This is a genomic window from Thioclava sp. JM3 (assembly GCF_002213185.1).
GTDB classification, from domain to species: domain Bacteria; phylum Pseudomonadota; class Alphaproteobacteria; order Rhodobacterales; family Rhodobacteraceae; genus Thioclava; species Thioclava nitratireducens.
In genome coordinates, this window is record NZ_NBOB01000008.1 from 121,236 (window position 1) to 138,916 (window position 17,681).

The 17,681-nt window shown below is 64.4% G+C and carries 17 protein-coding genes and 1 tRNA gene; 13 read left to right on the plus strand and 5 right to left on the minus strand.

From position 1 onward, the window contains the following. The first annotated feature begins 119 nt into the window (after positions 1-119). Together nrdR and ribD are read left to right on the plus strand one after the other, a co-directional pair. The gene (nrdR, locus tag B6V73_RS15775) at positions 120-590 is read left to right on the plus strand and encodes a transcriptional regulator NrdR (RefSeq protein ID WP_075774214.1); all 471 of its coding nucleotides are present in this window, start codon (positions 120-122) and stop codon (positions 588-590) included. Beyond that, positions 587-1,690, plus strand: coding sequence for a bifunctional diaminohydroxyphosphoribosylaminopyrimidine deaminase/5-amino-6-(5-phosphoribosylamino)uracil reductase RibD (ribD, locus tag B6V73_RS15780; RefSeq protein WP_088725710.1), 1,104 nt, complete (start codon positions 587-589; stop codon positions 1,688-1,690). The genes nrdR and ribD overlap by 4 nt, the downstream gene beginning before the upstream one ends. On the opposite strand, the gene B6V73_RS15785 is transcribed toward ribD, so the two are convergent. The 3 genes from B6V73_RS15785 to B6V73_RS15795 all read right to left on the minus strand — a co-directional run bounded on the left by B6V73_RS15785 (position 1,660) and on the right by B6V73_RS15795 (position 6,168). Beyond that, positions 1,660-3,672: a capsular polysaccharide biosynthesis protein gene (locus B6V73_RS15785; RefSeq protein ID WP_088725711.1), complete on the minus strand. Its 2,013-nt coding sequence runs from the start codon at positions 3,670-3,672 to the stop codon at positions 1,660-1,662. The genes ribD and B6V73_RS15785 overlap by 31 nt on opposite strands. Next, positions 3,672-4,682 carry a polysaccharide biosynthesis/export family protein gene (locus B6V73_RS15790; RefSeq protein WP_088725712.1) on the minus strand — a complete coding sequence of 337 codons (1,011 nt, stop codon included), beginning with the start codon at positions 4,680-4,682 and terminating at the stop codon, positions 3,672-3,674. Before B6V73_RS15790 ends, B6V73_RS15785 begins: the two co-directional genes overlap by 1 nt. A gap of 199 nt (positions 4,683-4,881) precedes the next feature. Further along, a complete protein-coding gene (locus B6V73_RS15795; RefSeq protein ID WP_088725713.1) occupies positions 4,882-6,168 on the minus strand; it encodes a capsular biosynthesis protein in 1,287 nt (428 codons plus the stop codon). Positions 6,169-6,376: 208 nt separating this feature from the next. On the opposite strand from B6V73_RS15795, the gene B6V73_RS15800 reads away from it, so the two are divergent. The 6 genes from B6V73_RS15800 (at position 6,377) to B6V73_RS15825 (ending at position 10,551) form a co-directional block, all read left to right on the plus strand. Then, the gene (locus B6V73_RS15800; RefSeq protein WP_075774219.1) at positions 6,377-7,000 is read left to right on the plus strand and encodes a riboflavin synthase; all 624 of its coding nucleotides are present in this window, start codon (positions 6,377-6,379) and stop codon (positions 6,998-7,000) included. Beyond that, positions 6,997-8,154 carry a 3,4-dihydroxy-2-butanone-4-phosphate synthase gene (ribB, locus tag B6V73_RS15805; protein WP_075774220.1) on the plus strand — a complete coding sequence of 386 codons (1,158 nt, stop codon included), beginning with the start codon at positions 6,997-6,999 and terminating at the stop codon, positions 8,152-8,154. The genes B6V73_RS15800 and ribB overlap by 4 nt, the downstream gene beginning before the upstream one ends. A gap of 3 nt (positions 8,155-8,157) precedes the next feature. Beyond that, on the plus strand, positions 8,158-8,703 hold the full coding sequence (locus tag B6V73_RS15810) for a 6,7-dimethyl-8-ribityllumazine synthase (RefSeq protein WP_075774221.1): 546 nt from the start codon (positions 8,158-8,160) through the stop codon (positions 8,701-8,703). Beyond that, positions 8,700-9,218: a transcription antitermination factor NusB gene (gene nusB, locus B6V73_RS15815; protein ID WP_075774222.1), complete on the plus strand. Its 519-nt coding sequence runs from the start codon at positions 8,700-8,702 to the stop codon at positions 9,216-9,218. The genes B6V73_RS15810 and nusB overlap by 4 nt, the downstream gene beginning before the upstream one ends. Positions 9,219-9,349: 131 nt before the next feature. Continuing rightward, entirely contained in the window at positions 9,350-9,694 is a 345-nt protein-coding gene (locus B6V73_RS15820; protein WP_088719704.1) for a hypothetical protein, read from the plus strand. Positions 9,695-10,092: 398 nt separating this feature from the next. After that, a complete protein-coding gene (locus B6V73_RS15825; protein WP_075774342.1) occupies positions 10,093-10,551 on the plus strand; it encodes an MmcB family DNA repair protein in 459 nt (152 codons plus the stop codon). Between the two features lie 9 nt (positions 10,552-10,560). Here the strand turns inward: B6V73_RS15825 and B6V73_RS15830 are convergent, their stop codons facing one another. Continuing rightward, positions 10,561-10,776, minus strand: a complete 216-nt coding sequence (locus B6V73_RS15830) for a DUF6324 family protein (protein ID WP_075774224.1) — start codon at positions 10,774-10,776, stop codon at positions 10,561-10,563. A 130-nt stretch (positions 10,777-10,906) separates the two neighbouring features. Here B6V73_RS15830 and B6V73_RS15835 point away from each other — a divergent pair. The 4 genes from B6V73_RS15835 (at position 10,907) to B6V73_RS15850 (ending at position 15,592) form a co-directional block, all read left to right on the plus strand. After that, a tRNA-His gene (locus B6V73_RS15835) sits at positions 10,907-10,983 on the plus strand. A gap of 98 nt (positions 10,984-11,081) precedes the next feature. Further along, positions 11,082-11,645: a PAS domain-containing protein gene (locus tag B6V73_RS15840; protein WP_088719706.1), complete on the plus strand. Its 564-nt coding sequence runs from the start codon at positions 11,082-11,084 to the stop codon at positions 11,643-11,645. Between the two features lie 166 nt (positions 11,646-11,811). Further along, on the plus strand, positions 11,812-15,228 hold the full coding sequence (locus tag B6V73_RS15845) for a CheR family methyltransferase (RefSeq protein WP_088719707.1): 3,417 nt from the start codon (positions 11,812-11,814) through the stop codon (positions 15,226-15,228). Then, positions 15,203-15,592: a response regulator gene (locus B6V73_RS15850; protein ID WP_075774227.1), complete on the plus strand. Its 390-nt coding sequence runs from the start codon at positions 15,203-15,205 to the stop codon at positions 15,590-15,592. Before B6V73_RS15845 ends, B6V73_RS15850 begins: the two co-directional genes overlap by 26 nt. Here B6V73_RS15850 and B6V73_RS15855 read toward each other — a convergent pair. After that, the gene (locus tag B6V73_RS15855; protein ID WP_088719708.1) at positions 15,576-16,472 is read right to left on the minus strand and encodes a LysR substrate-binding domain-containing protein; all 897 of its coding nucleotides are present in this window, start codon (positions 16,470-16,472) and stop codon (positions 15,576-15,578) included. The genes B6V73_RS15850 and B6V73_RS15855 overlap by 17 nt on opposite strands. Positions 16,473-16,586: 114 nt before the next feature. Between B6V73_RS15855 and B6V73_RS15860 the strand changes: the two genes are divergently transcribed. After that, positions 16,587-17,651, plus strand: a complete 1,065-nt coding sequence (locus B6V73_RS15860) for a putative sulfate exporter family transporter (protein ID WP_206185588.1) — start codon at positions 16,587-16,589, stop codon at positions 17,649-17,651. Positions 17,652-17,681 lie beyond the last annotated feature (30 nt).

The window sequence follows — 17,681 nt, forward strand, 5'->3', positions numbered from 1 at the left end:
CCACATCTGGGGGCGGCAGATTTTTCCTACCCAAACGATCGACGCTAGGCTAAGGTCTTGTGGATAAGGGGGGCATGCAGACCCTATCGTGAGGCGGGACAACGAACGGGGGAAAGCGAATGCGCTGCCCATTTTGCGGAAATGTCGATACTCAGGTGAAGGATAGCCGCCCGGCGGAAGATCACGTCGCGATCCGGCGACGTCGGTTCTGCCCGGCCTGCGGCGGTCGGTTTACCACCTACGAACGCGTTCAGCTGCGCGATCTCGTGGTGATCAAGACCTCTGGCAAGCGTGAGGATTTTGACCGCGACAAGCTCGAACGCTCGATCCGGATCGCGATGCAGAAGCGCCCCGTCGAACCCGAGCGGATCGACCAGATGATCTCCGGGATTGTGCGGCGTCTGGAAAGCATGGGCGAGACCGACATCTCCTCGAAGGTGATCGGCGAGATCGTGATGGAGACGCTCGCGCGGATCGACACGGTCGGCTACGTCCGGTTCGCCAGCGTTTACAAGAACTTCCAGGAAGCGGACGATTTCGACAAGTTCGTCTCCGAATTGCGTCCGCCGGGGGCGGGCGACCCGGAGTGACCCAGAACGACCGGCGGTTCATGTCCATGGCCCTGACGCTCGCGCGACGGGGCCTTGGCAATGTCTGGCCGAACCCGGCCGTAGGCTGCGTGATCGTGAAGGATGGCCGCGTCATAGGGCGCGGCTGGACCCAACCGGGCGGGCGGCCCCATGCGGAGGTGCGTGCGCTCGCGCAAGCGGGGGAGGCGGCGCGCGGCGCGACTGCCTATGTCACGCTGGAACCTTGCGCCCATTACGGAAAGACGCCGCCCTGCGCGCTGGCTCTGTCAGAGGCCGGCGTGGCGCGGGTCGTCTCGGCGATGGAAGACCCCGATCCGCGGGTCTCGGGCGGCGGCCATACGATGCTGCGCGACGCCGGAGTCGCAGTGGAGACCGGGCTCATGGAGGCGGAGGCGCGTGAGCTGCAGGCCGGCTTCCTGTCACGCGTCACGCGCGCCCGGCCGTGGCTCGCGCTCAAGCTCGCCAGCAGTTTTGACGGACGTATCGCCACCTCCACAGGTGAGAGCCAGTGGATCACCGGGCCAGAATCGCGTGCGCTCGTCCATGCCATGCGCGCAGAATTCGATGCGGTCATGGTGGGCGGCGGCACCGCGCGGGCCGATGATCCGCTGCTGACCGTGCGCAGCTTCACGCCCTTGCGCCAGCCGCTGCGGATCGTGGCGTCTGCAAGGCTCAATCTCCCGCGCAACCGGCTTGCTGGGTCACTGGACGCCGCGCCGCTCTGGCTGATCCACGGAGGGGCGGCGCCCAAGGAGGCGAAAGCCTTCTGGCGCGATGCGGGGGCGGAACTGATCGAAGTGGCCGAGACAGTTGGCGGCGGTCTCGATCCGCTGGCGCTGATGGAGGCTCTGGCCGGGTTCGGCCTGACCCGCGTGTTCTGCGAAGGCGGTGGGAAGTTCGCGGCCTCTTTGATCAATGCGGAGCTGGTGGACGAGTTGGTCGGCTTCACGGCGGGCATGGTGCTGGGCGCGGATGGTCGCGCCGGGGTTGGCGATATGAGGGTGAGTGAGCTGGCTTGTGCACCGCGCTACCGGCTGGCCGAGAGCCGCCCGATTGGCGACGACCTGCTTCACCGCTGGCGGCGCCAGACCCACGCGTAGGACGCGAACACCCCCTGCAGCTTCGCGCCGATCCGGTTGAGCGGTCCACGGGGCAGGGCGCGGCCCTCGCTCAGGCGATCCAGAGCGACCTCGACGGGGCAGGGAAGGCCGCTGACCGGGTCGAGGTAGCGCGGATAGGCGATCAGCGCGGCATGGGCGAGGTGCAGCAGATCGGGGCGCGCCGTTCTGCGCGCGGGCACTGGCCCGAGATCGCGCGTCAGCCCCCACCCGGCATAGAAGGGCGCACCGAGCGTCGTGACGGCTTTGCCGCGCAGCAACGCCTCGAAGCCGAGACCGGAGGTCATGGTCCAGACCTCGTCCACCGCTTCGATCAGCGCGGCGGTGTCGGCGTCGGGCAGGATCAGGTCGGCGTAGGTCTTGGCGACATCGTCGGGTACCGCGCCGGGGCGGAGGCCAGCGACGACATCGGGATGAGGTTTGAAAAGGATGACTGAATGGGGGTTTTCGGCCCTGGTCCTCTCCAAAAGCATCGCATTTGTGCAAGTCTCCCCCGCGCCGAGCCGGATCGAGGCGTCGTCTTCGACTTGCCCCGGCACCAAGATTTTGTGGCCTTCTGGCAGATTGGGAAGCGCGCCGCCGAGATTGTATTTCGTCAGCTTGTTCGCGGTGATCCGGTCGATGAGCTTGCGCGCGCGGGCCTCGCCGCCCGGGGGCAGGGGGCGGGCGATCAACGCTTCCAGATCACTGGGCCGGGTCGGGTCGTAATAGATGCCGGTCCGATCCGCGATCAACGATAGCGGCGGCACGAGTTCGGCTCCGAGGCCCCGCGAGCGGAGGAAGCCGTCTTCAACACGGATCGGTGTGCTGTTGGCAGGTGCCTCACGCGAAGCCCAATACAGGAAGGGACGCGCAGGGTCGGGCGTCTCGCTGAAGCGCAGCGGTCCGTGGCGGCCGAAAAATTTGCGCAGATGCGGACGTTTCCAGATCGACATGCCGCCCGCGACATAGCCCCGCCGATCCTCGCGATAGGCGCGGGTTTCGGCCTCGAGCTGATCCACCGCTTCCTCAAAGCTGCACTGGCGCTTGCGACAAGGATCGAACCAGATCGGCGCGAGGATATGCGACACTGCGAAGATTTGCGCGCGGGTCAGGCTACGCGACCGGCGCGGCACGGGGTTTTCGTCCTGCGTGAGGCCCCAGCTTGCGTAGAATGGTTGCCCGAAGACGCGGGGCTTGTGGCCTGCGAGGATCGCCTCGTAGCCCATCAGCGACGAGACGGTATAGACCGCGATCGCGCCCTCGAGTAGCTGCCAAGGGGATACGGGCGCGTCGTAAATCTCGGAATTCGCGTCGCAATCCTCCGGGCTGTAGTGGCCCGGGCGAAGCCCGGCGCGGGTTTCGGGGTGGGTCTTGATCAAGATGCGCGCGCCGGGGTTTTCGATCCGAGCATAGGCCAGCATCTCCCGAAATGTCGCCGCTGTCGCCCTGCCATGGGTGATCGAAGCATCGTCCCGCGTTTGGTCGATAACCAGAACGTAGCCCGGATCGGGGACGGGAAGGTTCGGGTCGAAATTGTTGTATTTCGACAGGTCTGAGGCCTTCAACCGGGCGATCCCGTCGCGGGCCCGCTGCAAGATGGCGCTATCGTCGAGCGGCTCGGTCGCAAGGAGATATTCGAGCCGCGAGGGCTGGGCGCTGTCGAAGTGCACGCCCATCGGATCGAGGATCAGGCCCAAAGGCGGCGCGCCGGTCCGGCCCGGCTGGATCGAGCGCAGGAACGCATCCTCCACCCGGATCAGCGGCACACCGCGTTTTGCGGCCACCGCCTCGCCGCGCGCCGCATAGGGCGACCGGCCCCAGACGATCACGCCGTCTTCGGGGCCGGGGATGCCAAGGCGCGGGGCGTGGCCCGCCGCCCGCAAGATCTGGCGCAGGCGCGGCTGTCGCAGCACGCCGCCATTGTAGAAAAAAAGCCGCCGGGGGATCGTCCCGGCGGCCTCGTGTTCGCTGTCGCGGTGCATCAGTTCCCGGCAAGCGTGTTGAGCGTGTTCACCGTTCCCAGCGGCTGGGTAAGGGCCGAGAGCGTCTTCTGCCACTGCACGAAGGGCGCCTCGGTGACGTAGACTGTGTCTCCGTCGCGGATCGCGAAATCGCGCGCCATGAACATGCCGTTGGGCTGGGTCAGGTCGAGCACGTAGATCATGCGCTGATCGCCGACCAGATCGGAGCGCCCCAGAACCTTGTCCGCGATCTCGGCAGGCTCGTTGCGCAGGACGAAGACACCGGTCGGATCGGCGAGGTTCGACTGCAGCCCCCCCACGGTCGCGATCGCCTCGAGCGCCGAGAGGGTCTGGGTCTCGAAGGGGACGCGCGATTGCGTGCCTGTCGCGCCGAGCGCGGTGAAGGCGCGCTGGTCTTTCTCGACCAGAATCACGTCGCTATTGCGCAGCGCGATATCCATCTTCGGGTTCTCGTAGAGGTCCTTCAGCCAGACCGATTCCGAGCGGTTGCCCCGTTTGACGGTGACACGTGCGACTTCGGCGGGGATGCCGACACCACCGGCGCGCGCGATCATCGCCGAGAGCGTGCGCGTCGGCCGCTCGATCGGGTAGACGCCCTGACCGTTGATTGCGCCCATGACCGACACGGTCGCCCCGTCACCCGCCACGCGGGACACCAGAACCTGCGGGTCCGGGGTCTGCGCATCGAGCTTGGTGGTGATGATGCGACGCAGCCCGTCGGGCGTGTTGCCCGCGGCCTTGATGCGGCCCGCGTAGGGCACGAAGATGAAGCCCGCGCCGTCGACCTGCACCTGCTGCAGCTGGGTCGCGTTGGCGCCTTTGCTGGCCAGAAGCCCGTCATCGACGTTTTCCCAGATCGACAGCGAAAGCGTGTCGCCCGGGCGGATTGTATCGGAGCCGATCTGGCCCGCGTTGACGAAATCGGAGGTGAAGCCGAGAGCCGGCTGCACGGCGGTTGCGCGGGTGACGAAGTCGTTCACCTTGACGACGAACGCATCGCCCTGGCGCATCACGGAGCCTGCGAAGAGTTCGCGCTTGTTGGGGCCGGAGCGCGGAAGGCTACAAGATGCAGTCAAAAGAGTGGCGGAAAGGCCCGTCAAAACGGCCCTGCGGGAAGGGGTAATGGTCACTGCTCGAGCTCCTCGTTCGGGATGCTGCTTATCATTTTGTGATCAAGCTACCGAAGCCCCGGGAAAAAAACGAGAAAAATTATCGCACCACCTGCAACTGTTGCCGTGGGGCCGCGTTGCCCGCGACCAGCGCATCATAGGGATCTTCGACCGCCAGCATCATGTCGACCACCTGTCTCAGCAGGGAGCGGCGGCCTTTCGCAGAGTAGAACCCGCCCGGAACTTGGCTCGTTTCCAGCAGGTAGTGGCGGTAGTCGCGATAGGCGCGGCTGTCGGGGCGGGCCGGGCTTGCGAAGAAGGCTTCGAGCGGTTGGGCGGATGTGAATTCCGGCTTGTCGAAGATCGCTCGGCCCAGCGATTTCAGCGGCAGTCCACGCCACAGCGCCTGTTGCGCCGCGGTGGAATTGACCGTGACCGCAGAGCGCGCTTGCGCCAGCAGCCCCGCCAGCTTGCCGCCGCGCACGAAATGCACGCGCGACGCCAGCCCATGCGCGCGGGCCGCCTTGCGGATCGTGTCGCGGATCGGCGCGCGCCCGTCTTCGAGCGGATGGGCCTTGAAGACGAGATGATGGTGGGGCGGCGCGCCTTTCGCGAAATTCTCCATCACCAGATCGATGAACTCGGTCTGGCTCGCGAAGGGCGAATGCATCCGGAAGCTGGAATCGTGTTCGAGCTGCAGCAGTACGAGATGATAGGGGAAGCCGCCATTCCGGATGCGCCGCGTCGCGCGTCTGCGCTCCAGCATATGCAGCGGCATCAGCAGCAGGCGGCGCAGCCAGAGCCGGAATTCCTGAAACACGGTGATGTCGCGATGCGGGCGGAAACGGCGATAGGGGCCGGGGCGCAGCATCACGAAGAAATGGTAGAGCGCGCCGTAGAACACGTGGTGGCGCATATCGCCCCAGCGGGGCGGCGCGTCGGGAAACTCGATTTCGGACTGTGCGAGAGCGGTGCGCATCTGCGCCACCGACATCTCCATCAGCCGGGAATGTCCGTTCGAGCCGCCGCGCTCGTAAGTGACCCAGTAGGGGCGGACGTAGCCCTCTTCGAAGACATGCACGCACAGGCCCATAGCCTTCGCGACCTCGACGGCCTGCGCATGGATCGGGCGGGTGTCGCCATAGAGCACGAGATCGGTGATGCCTTTCTCGGCGATCAGGGCGCGCAGGTAACCGACCCACTCCTCCGGCGGGGCGTCGAAGCGCAGATAGGAGGCGCTGTCGAACCAGAAAACTTCGTCCCCGCGATTAAACCCCACGCGCCAAACCGTCGCCCCCGCCTGCCGCAGCATCGCGCCAAGCTGATGAAAGAAGGGGCCGTGGGGCCCCTGGAGCATCAGGAAGTGGCGATTTTCGAAGCGGTTCATCCAGTCATGTGTCCTTGGCCTGCCTCCCTGATTGCGCAGGATCCGCGCGAAGTCACGGAGTTTGTGGGGTAATCCCTTAAATATTGGACAATTTTAGGGCAGGCGCTGTGCGGGGCTGCGCATAGCGTGACGGGACGGCGGGGCGCTCATCTCTTGCGAAGGCGCGCCCTGCGGGCTAGCTAAGGTCCGAAATCTGAGGGGATATGCCATGTTCACCGGGATCGTGACCGATATCGGAGAAATTCTCGAGCTGGAGCAGCGCGGCGATCTGCGCGCGCGGATCGGCACAAGCTATGACGTGGGCAGCATCGAGCTGGGCGCGTCGATCGCTTGCGACGGCTGCTGTCTGACCGTGATCGCCACCGGCACCGAGCCGAAAAACTGGTTCGACGTGGAGATCTCCGCCGAGAGCCAGGCCAAGACCAATATCGGCGGTCGCGGCAATGACGCCAGCGGCGGCTGGCAGGTCGGGCAGAAGATCAATCTCGAACGCGCGCTGAAAGTAGGCGACGAGCTGGGCGGTCATATCGTCTCGGGCCATGTCGATGGCGTGGCCGAGATCGTGGCGATGGTGGATGAGGGCGACAGTACGCGGTTTACCTTCCGCGCGCCTGACGCCCTCGCGAAATACATCGCGCCGAAAGGCTCGGTTGCGCTGAACGGTACCTCGCTCACCGTGAACGAGGTCGACGGCGCGACCTTCGGCGTGAACATCATCCCGCACACCAAACAGGTCACCAACTGGGGCCACGCCAAGGCAGGCGACCGGATCAATCTCGAGATCGACACGCTCGCGCGTTACGTCGCGCGGCTGCAGGAGTGGAACGCATGACCTCCGACGGAAAGCCCCTCACCCCGGTCGACAAGTCCGGCACCCATGACGTGCCCGGCGAGGTCGAGGAAAGCCTGCGCCACGCTATCTCGCCTGCCGAAGAGATCATCGCCGAGGCAAAGGCCGGGCGCATGGTGATCCTCGTCGATCACGAGGATCGCGAGAACGAGGGCGACCTGTATATCCCCGCCGAGAAGTGCACCCCCGAAGCGGTGAACTTCATGGCGACATATGGGCGCGGGCTGATCTGCCTGCCGCTCACTGCAGAGCGCGTCGACCAACTGGGCCTTGCGCCGATGGTGCGTGCCAATTCGATGCGCCATGAGACCGCATTCACCGTTTCGATCGAGGCGCGCGAGAACATCACCACCGGGATTTCCGCCCATGACCGGGCGCAGACGATCAAGGTAGCGATCGATCCGAGCAAGGGGCCGCAGGATATCGCCTCGCCCGGCCACATCTTCCCGCTGCGCGCGCGCGACGGTGGTGTGCTGGTGCGCGCTGGCCATACCGAGGCTGCCGTGGACGTGGCCCGTCTGGCCGGGCTCAAGCCCGCTGGCGTGATCTGCGAGATCATGGGCGATGACGGCCACATGCTGCGCCTGCCAGGGCTGATCGCCTTCGGCAAGAAGCACGGGCTGAAGATCGGCACGATCAGTGACCTGATCGCCTATCGTCGCCGTCACGACAATCTCGTGCGCGAGGGCGTGCGCCAGATGGTAAGTTCCAGCCATGGCGGCGACTGGGAGATGCGCGTCTTCACGGATATGGCGGAAGGCGTCGATCACATCGTTCTGGTGAAGGGCGACATCTCGACGCCCGAGCCGGTTCTGGTGCGCACCCATTCGCTCAATATCCTCGATGATGTACTGGGCATCGGTCCCGGTCCTGCCGACGAGGTGCGCCGCGCGATGGAGATCGTGGCTGCCGAAGGTCGCGGACTGGTCTGCCTCTTCCGCGACCCTTCGAACCGCCTCCTGCGCGAAGAGGATCAGGGGCCGCGCACGATCAAGCAGATCGGTCTGGGCTCGCAGATCCTGTCCTCCATGGGGCTTCACGACCTGATCCTTCTCACCGACAATCCGCAGACGAAATATGTAGGCATCGACGCATACGGCCTGCGTATCGTCGGCACCCGACCCATCACGGAGTAAGACATGGCCGGAATTTCGCATTACACGCTCGAGCTGCCGAAATTCGACAGCGCGCCGCGCCTGCTGATCGTGGTCGCGCCCTATTACAAGGATATCGCGGACAACCTGATCGCGGGCGCGAAGGCCACCGCCGAAGAAGCTGGCGCCCATGTCGACGTGATCGAAGTGCCGGGAGCCTTGGAAATTCCGACCGCGATCGCGATGGCAGCGCGGATGGCGGATTACGACGGCTTCGTCGCGCTTGGCTGCGTAATCCGGGGTGAGACCACCCATTACGAGACCGTCTGCAACGACAGCTCGCGCGGGCTGACGCTGATGGGGCTCGAAGGGATTTGCATCGGCAACGGTATCCTGACGGTCGAGAATTACGAGCAGGCCGCCGTGCGCGCCGATCCCGCCGATCAAAACAAAGGTGGCGGCGCGGCTGCTGCGGCCTTGCATCTTGTCTCATTGTCGCGCAAATGGGCGCGCCGGACGAAGGGCATCGGCTTCAAGCCTGCCGAATCCTTCCGTATCGCCGGCGACACTGACGGATCGAATAACGCATGACCGACGACGCCTCCTCCGACGCGCCCCAAGACGCCCCGAAACCGCGCAAGCTCACTCAAGAGGAGAAGCGCCAGATGAAATCCGCCTCGCGTCTTTACGCGGTTCAGGCGCTTTTTCAGATGGAAGCGGCCGGGCAGGGCGCGGACAAGGTGCGCCGGGAGTTCGAGACCTATCGCTTCGGCGCGGTGGACGAGGACGGTACCGAGATGGCCGAGGGCAATCCCGACCTGTTCCGTCGCCTGATCGACGATGCGGTGACGTGGCAGGCGAAGATTGACCAGGCGACCGATCGCGCGCTCGTGGCGAAATGGCCGATCGACCGGATCGACCCGGTGCTGCGCGCCCTGTTCCGCGCCGCCGGGGCCGAGCTGATCACCCCCGCGACGCCGCCGCGCGTCGTCATCACCGAGTTTGTCGACGTAGCGCGCGCCTTCTTCCCCGAGGGCAAAGAGCCGAAATTCGTCAACGCGGTGCTCGATCACATGGCGCGCGCGCTGCAGCCCGACGCGTTCTGAGCGAACGCACCCCGCCCCTTCGCGACACCATGTCACGGGCAAACCCCCGCCGATCTCGCCGTCACGGCATGTTTCCCCGTTTGAAACTTGGGAATATGCACTAAATTGTGAGGTAAGCAGGAGGATTTTTCATGCCCGAACTGGTCCGGCTCTACATCAAGAACGTCGTCATCGGCTTCTTCATCGCGCTCGCCTTCGTTGGCCTGCTTCTCGGCTTCAATGTCGGCAATCTGCGTCACCTGATTTTCACCTCGGATGTCGGTTACATCGCGATGGCGCTGCTGATCGTCTTCAACACGGTCGTCTTCTCCGGTGTGCAATTCGCGATCGCCGTGATGCGCATGGCCGAGGATGAGGACAGTTCCGGCGGCGGTAAGCGCGACGGTATCCCCACCGATATGGCCGCCGAGCAACTGGCGATCCCGGTGCCCGTCGATACGCCCAAGTCGCGCCGGCAGATGCAGCTGCGTCGCTGAACCTGCCCACGTCCCAAGACGACAAAAGCCCCGACCGATCCGGCGGGGCTTTTTGCTATCTGGCGGGAAGCGAAGTGACGGAAACCGCAGCAGACGTGTAGACGAGAGTTCCCGGAGACCTGAAAAGTCAGGTGGGCGCCAGATACCGAGGCCAGGACCCCGGCAGAGCCAGCTCCCTCAGGAATGGTATAGGCCACTGGAAAAGGGTCTTTCACGGAAAGAGCAGTAACCGTCAGACCCCGAGATAGGCGCGAAAACGCGTTCCGACAAGGGGGTGAATTCAACGAGGTGAACGACGCATGGGGACGACTGCCTCGCATGGGCGGAATTGCCTGCAGGGTCAGGGCGCGCCGCAGCGGCGGCTGGACATTTGTTCATACTTCGTTCATGGTTTCCGCATGACACAAATTCCGCTTTCCGATCTGCAGCCGGGGCAGGTGCTTGCGCGTGGGACGGCCCGTGCGCTGTCCGAGCTTGGCCTCGACAGCGTGCCGGAGATGGTGCTGCGCCCGCGGCTGCGCGCCGATCTGATGGCAATCGACCGGAAAGGAGAGATCTGGATCGTGGAGTGCAAGTCGAGTCGCGCCGATTTCACTTCGGACCGGAAATGGGACGGCTATCTCGAATGGTGCGACCGCTACTTCTGGGCAGTGGACCAGGATTTCCCGACCGATCTGCTGCCCGAGGGAACGGGACTGTTCATCGCGGATGGCTACGGTGCCGAGATGATCCGCGAGGCGCCACTCTCCAAGCTCGCGCCAGCGCGGCGCAAGGCGCTGACGCTCGATTTCGCGCGCGCGGCGGCGCGGCGGTTGCAGAGGCTGTACGATCCGGGCGCGAATCCGCCCGGAGTCTGACGCCCGGGCTCAGCGCTTCTTGCCTTTGCCCTTGCCGCCCTTGCTCATCTCGCGCGCGGCTTCGGCAGCGGCTTGCAGTTCTTCGGCGATTTCCATCGCCTCGTCGGGATCGAAATCGAGCGGCAGCTCTACGCCTTCGCCCTCGACATAGATCCGCACCATCCCGAGCGAGGTCGGGCCGATTTGCAGATTCGCGGAGATGTCGCTTTCCTTGTCGATGCTCATCGAAAACTCCTGAGAGGTTGGATGGAAAATGCACCTAACCCCCGCGACGTGCGCAGGCAAGACTTGGTGCGAATTTCTCGCCATCGGACACTTGCATTCCGCGCGAGAGGGGGCTAAATCCCGCGCCAGTGCCGCCTTAGCTCAGTTGGTTAGAGCGCTGGATTGTGGATCCAGAGGTCCCCCGTTCAAGCCGGGGAGGCGGTACCATCCTCCCCTGAAAACCGTTATAGATGATATTTCGCCTCATGCGCTGGACTTTTCCGCGCAGTGATCAATCTTGTCTCCTCGAACAATGCGGAGGCTGAATGCCCGTCTATACTGAATACGAATTACCGGACACGCTCGTCAGCTATTGCGACAAGTCGAATGTCGCGCTGACCATCGCCGCCGTCGATCGTGAGGACGTGCCGCTTGTCTACGTGAATCAGGCGTTTCTCAATCTGACCGGGTATTCCGCTGATGAGGTTTTGGGGCAGAACTGCCGCTTCCTGCAGGCAGGCGCCGCGACCGAAGAAGAACGCGCCGCGATGCGGGAGTTCATCGACGACGAGGAGATTTCCGCGGGTCGCTTTCGCGTCACCAACAGCCGCGCGAATGGCGAGACTTTCCAGAATTTCGTCTTCATGACGCGGTTGCGCAAACCCGATGGCGAAACGCGGTTGATTCTCGGGTCGCAGTTCGACCTGACCTCCGCCGCCGAACGTCAGAACGTGAAGGCTGATCTTGCGGCGAATGACTCGAGCCTGCTGCGCAATGCCGACGATCTCGCCGCGATCTCGCGCGGGTTTGGCCTGGCGATGATCGGCTCCGCCAAGGTCCTGTCGGAGAGTCTTTCAACCATGGCTACGATCATCTACCGTGAGGGCTGAGAATGGCTGCGGCCACGGTTATGTGTTCGACACTATGTCAAATGTTATTGCAGGGTTCTGAGACCAGTGACACCGATCTGCGGATGAACTGCAAAGATAACTATAGAGAAGGGCGCGTGGGCCGCGTCCTTTTGATCGCGCGCTGCGCGGATCGGCGGGCCATAAGGTGACCGACACCCCCGAGGATCTATATGTTGTCGGCATCGGCGCCTCCGCCGGTGGGCTTGAAGCGCTTCGCGATCTGCTGGAGCCTGCGCGTGCGGACGACCCGAGCGCCTATGTCGTCGTCCAACACCTCGATCCGAACCACGAATCCCTGCTGGCGGAGTTGCTCGGCCGGTCGACCTCGCTGGAAGTGCTACAGGCCGAAGATGGCGCCAAGCTGGAGGCTGGGCACGTCTACACGATCCCACCGGGCTATGGGCTTGAGGTAGAGAACGGCCATCTGAAGCTTTCGGAATTCGCCCAGCCGCGCGGTCTGCGCCGACCGATCGACGATTTCTTCGTGTCGCTGGGGCAGGATCTCGGGCGTCGGGCAGTCTGCGTGATCCTGTCGGGGACAGGCACGGATGGCTCGGTCGGGTTGCGCGCGGTCAAGGAACACGGCGGGTTCTGCATCGCGCAGGATGCCACCGCGCGCTACGACTCGATGCCCAATTCGGCTGTCGCGACCGGGATGGTCGACGTGGTTAGCGCGCCTGCCGACGTGATCGCGCGGATCACCGAATTCCGCAATGTCGATCCCGAGCAGGTCAATACCGCGCCGCCGGTTTCAGGCACGCTGGACGAGATCTGCTCTGCGCTGAATCGCCTGACGGGGCATGATTTCTCGCAGTATAAACGCTCGACGCTCGAGCGCAGGATCCAGCGCCGGATGCAGGTCGTGGGCATTCTTCATCCGCGCGAATATCTCGAACGGCTCGAACGAGAGGAAGACGAGCCCCTGGCGCTGCTCGGCGATCTTTTGATCAACGTCACCCGCTTCTTCCGCGACAGCGAGCATTTCGAGGCGCTCAACGAGGCAGCCATCAAGCCGATGGTCGAGAAGGCCGAGGATGGCGGCGCTCTGCGCATCTGGGTGCCCGGCTGTTCGAGCGGCGAAGAGGCTTACACGCTGGCGATGCTCATCGATCGCGCGATCCATGCGAGCGGCAAGGAGATCGATTTCCAGATCTTCGCTACCGATATCGACGAACGGATGCTCGCGATCGCACGCGAGGGACGTTATCCGGTCTCGGTTCTGCTCGATCTGCCGGAAATGTATCGCGACACCTATACGGTCGGACGCGATGGCAATTTCCAGATCACCGTCGCGCTGCGCGACCGGGTGCGCTTCTCGCCACATTCGCTGATCAAGGATCCGCCATTTTCGCGTCTCGACATGGTCTCCTGCCGCAACTTGCTGATCTATTTCGGTGACAAGCTGCAGGCGCGGGCGCTGCCGATCTTCCATTACGCGCTCAACCCGGGCGGCGTTCTCTTCCTCGGCCCATCCGAGACGATCGGGCGGCACGAGGAGCTGTTCGAGCCGATCGACGGGGCGATGCGCATCTTCCGGAGCATTGGACCACGGTCACCTTACCCGACCGAACTGCCTATGCGCTCCGACCCTCATACGCGGCTTGCTCCGCTTCGACCAAAAACGACTGATAGAAGACCCAGAGACTGGAACACGACCTTGGCCAGCAATCGTATCCTCGATCTTTATGCGCCCGCGACGCTGAATGTCGATCGCGATGGAGCGATCCTCGCCGCCACCGGGCGCCTGGGCAAGTATCTCGAGATCGATCCGTCCGAGACCGGGCAGGGCTATGCGCAATCGCTCGCACGGGCGGGGCTGCGCGAGGCGCTTTCCGCCGTCATCCACGAGTCGGCTGAACTCGGGACGCGCAAGATCGTCCGCGACGTCGAAGTGATCTCGGAAACCGGGCGGCAGCGCGTCGACGTGCTCGCCGATCCGCTCTCGGACGACACGCTGCTGATCGTGTTCCGCGACCGTGGCCCGTTCGAGGCGCTCGACGAATACGATTTCGACGAGATCGCGCCCTCCGAGAGCCATGTGCAGGTCTTGGAAGCGGAGCTGCGCGCCACCCGCAACCGCCTGCGCACCACCGTCGAAGAGTTGGAAACCGCAAACGAAGAGCTCAAATCCTCCAACGAGGAAATGATGTCGATGAACGAGGAGTTGCAATCGACCAACGAAGAGCTCGCGACGGTCAATGACGAGCTGAAGACCAAGGTCGAGGAGCTTTCGACCGCGAATGCCGACCTGCGCAATATCTTCGATTCCAAGCTTCATGCGCTGGTGACCGTCGATCGCAAGCTACGCCTGCGCAACTTCACCGACGGCGCGAGCGAGATGATCCGCCTGCGCGGCAGCGATCGTGGCCGACCGCTCGGCGACATCAAGAACATGCTCGACACGCCGGAAGTCATGATCGAGTTGATCGATGCGGTGCTCGAGGGCGAGCTGCCGCGGCCCTGTCGGGTCAAATCCACCGAGCTCGACAAGGTCTGGTCGCTTGCCGCCACGCCTTATCTGAATGCGCGCGGCAATGTTGAAGGCGCGACGCTCGTCTTCACCGACATCACCGAGGCGCTGCGTCTCGAGACCGAACTCACGCAGAAGGGCGAACGGCTCCAACTCGCGCTGGAAATCGCACAGATCGGCATCTGGTCGATCATCGAGCCTAGCGGCGAGGTGGAGGTCGACGAGGCTGTCGCCGCATTCTTCGAACTCGAGGCTGCGGGCACCTATCCGCTCGAGCGGTTCTTCGAACGCGTGGCCGAGCATGACCGGGACGCCGTAGAACATGCGGTGCGCGAAGCGCGCGAGAAGGGCGTAGATATGGAGGTCGACCACGAGCTCGACCTTCCCTCCGGGACGAAGCGCCACCTGCGCGCCACTGGCCGGATGATGGGCGAAGGCAAGGAAAGCCGTCTGTTGGGCCTCAGCGTCGATATCACCGCCGATGAAGAGGCCGCACAGATGCGCGAATTGATGCTGCGCGAGATGAACCACCGGGTGAAGAACCTGTTCTCCATCGTTTCGGGCATGCTGCGCATCGCGGGACGTACCGCCTCGAGCCCGCGCGAGCTGGTCGATGACGTCGGTCAGCGGATCAACGCGCTCGCGCGCTCGCACGATCTGGCGCGCACCCGGACGAGCGGCGCGGCTATTCCGCTGCGCGAGGTTATCGAGACGACCCTCGCGCCGTATGACGATCCCTCGAAGTTCCTGATCGATGGGCCGGAGGTCGATGTTCCGACGCATCACCTGACCGCACTTGCATTGATTTTCCACGAATGGAGCACCAATGCCGCGAAATACGGGGTATTGGGGCCACGCGAGGGCGATCTCGAGATCACTTGGTCGAAGGAAAACGACGACACTGTGATACTTTCGTGGAACGAGCGCTACCGTGAGGCGTTGCAGCTCGACACGAACAAACAGGGCTTCGGCTCGACGTTGGTCGATATTTCCGCCAGCCAGATTTCGGCGCGGGTCGACACGCGTCAGACGCCGGAAAGCCGTTGCAACAGGATTATCTTCGCACATGAAATCGACGGCGACGCTGACTGAGAAAGCACCGAGCGAGGTGCTCCTTGTCGAAGATGAAGCCGTCGTCGCGCTTGATCTTCAATTCATGCTGGAAGATCTCGGGATGGAGGTCTGGGGACCCTGCGCCACGGTTCGCGCGGGTCTGGACTTGGTCCGCGAGCGTCTGCCCGGTGCCGCGATCCTCGACGTGATGCTGGCCGATGGCGAGGTCTACGAACTGGCCGACCGGCTCCACGAAGCGGGGGTGCCGCTCCTGTTCCATTCCGGACATGCGGAGGCCTCTCAGCTGCGCGAGCGCTACCCCGGTGCCGCGGTCTGCCCGAAGCCCGCTATGCCGTCCGAGATCGAAGCGAAGCTCGCGAAATGGTTCATTCCATCTGATTGAATTCGTCCAACTGCGACTGATCGATCCGCGCCAGAAGATCGCCCGCGGCGTGGCTGACATGGTGGTCGCGGTGGCGTAGCGCGTAGAAGGGCCGCGGGGCGAGTTGCAGCTCCCAATCTCTGACCGTGCCGAGGCTCAGCGCCCGCGCGACGACATGGGCCGAGAGAATGGTGATCCCGGCCCCCGCCTCGACCGCGCTCAGCACCGCCTCGTTCGATGGCAAAACCAGCGCGGCCGAGAGCGCACCGGGCGCGACGCCCAGGTCGGCGAGGGCGGCTTCGGCGGTGGAACGCGTGCCCGAGCCGGGTTCGCGCAGAACCCAGTTCGCTTCGCTCAACGCGCGCGCATCCAGTTTGCCGGGCGGCGGGGCCGCACTGACCAATATCAGCTGATCCGCGCCGATCTGAACGCGCTCCAGCTTCGCATCCTCGACATCGCCTTCGACCAGCGCGAGATCGTGCAGGCCCGCGCGCAGCCGGTCCGCGGCTTCCTGTGTATTGCCGATTTCCAGCGTCACCTCGATCCCCGGGCGCGCCTGCCGGAAGGCGGCAAGATATGGCGGCAGCCAATAGCCCGCGATGGTCTGACTGGCGACTAGACGGATATGCCCTCGTTCGAGCCCGCGGGTCTCGGCGAGCATCGCCTCCGCCTCGGCGAGCCGTGCCAGCACCGCGCGCGCCTCGGGCAGAAAGGCGCGACCTTCCTCGGTCAGAGAAATTCCCCGCCCAATCCGGTCGAACAGGGCGATCTGATGACGCGACTCCAGGGCCGCGATGGCGGCGGAGGCGGTGGATTGCGTCATGTTCAGCCGCGCCGCGGCGCGGGTCATGTGCTGCTCTTCCGCGACCGCGACAAATACGCGGAGCTGTTCAGGCGTCATTCCTGTGTCCCTTTAATTAATCGATTTAACCGATCATATCGACAAAACATTTTGTTTGAAGAATGAATTGTGGCGGGCAAATACGGGGTACGTGCTGAGCCCGAGGAGACCGTCTTGCCGCTTCATTCGATCCTGCCCTGCCGTTTCGCCCGTCCGCAGCTCGCGCTTCGCGCTTACGCTCCTGGGGTCGGGTTGAGCATCGGCGTCGCCGCGCTCGCGGCGTTGGGCGGTATGGCAGAGCACGCACTGTTCGGGGCGGAATGGCTGGAGCCGTTGGTGCTGGCGATCCTGATTGGGGCGGTGGTGCGCTCCCTCTGGGCTCCGCCTGCACGTTTCGAGGCCGGTATCCGCTTCTCGGCCAAGACGGTGCTGGAGATCGCGATCGTGCTGCTCGGCGCCTCGGTGAGCGCACAGACCCTGTTGTCGGTCGGTCCGGGCTTGCTGGCCGGGATTGTCGCCGTGGTCGCGCTCATGGTGCCCACCGCATATCTGCTGGGGCGGGCCTTGCGCCTGCCGGCCCGGATGGCATTGCTGATCGCCTGCGGCAACGGTATCTGCGGCAATTCCGCCATCGCCGCCGTCGCCCCGGTGATCGACGCAGACAGCGACGATGTTAGTGCCGCGATCGCGTTCACCGCCGTGCTCGGCGTGGCGGTGGTTCTGTTGCTGCCGGTCGTCGGCCATGTGGCGGGAATGAGCGTCAACGGTTACGGGATCCTGTCGGGGATCACCGTCTATGCGGTGCCGCAAGTTCTGGCTGCAGCGGCGCCGATGGGGGCCGGGGCGATCCAGCTCGGCACGCTGGTGAAGCTGGTGCGGGTCCTGATGCTGGGGCCGATCACCGTGGTACTGTCGTTTCTCGCGCCGCACCTGCCGGCGGATGGACGCACTGCCGCGCCGGAAGGGCGTGTGCGGCGTGGACTCATGCCGCCGCTTTTCATCCTCGGGTTTCTCGGGATGATCGTGCTGCGCTCTGCCGGGGCGCTGCCGGAAGTCGCGCTGGCGCCGATGGGGCAGGGGGCGTCGATCCTGACGGTGATCGCGATGGCAGCGCTGGGGCTTGGCGTCGATGTTCGGGCGGTGGCAGCCGCCGGGCCGCGCGTGATCGCGACGGTGACGCTGTCGCTGGTGATGCTCGTGGCGGCTGGTCTCGGCCTTGTGAGCTTGCTCGCCGCCTGAGCTCCCGCGCTGGATGCACGGCCAGATCGC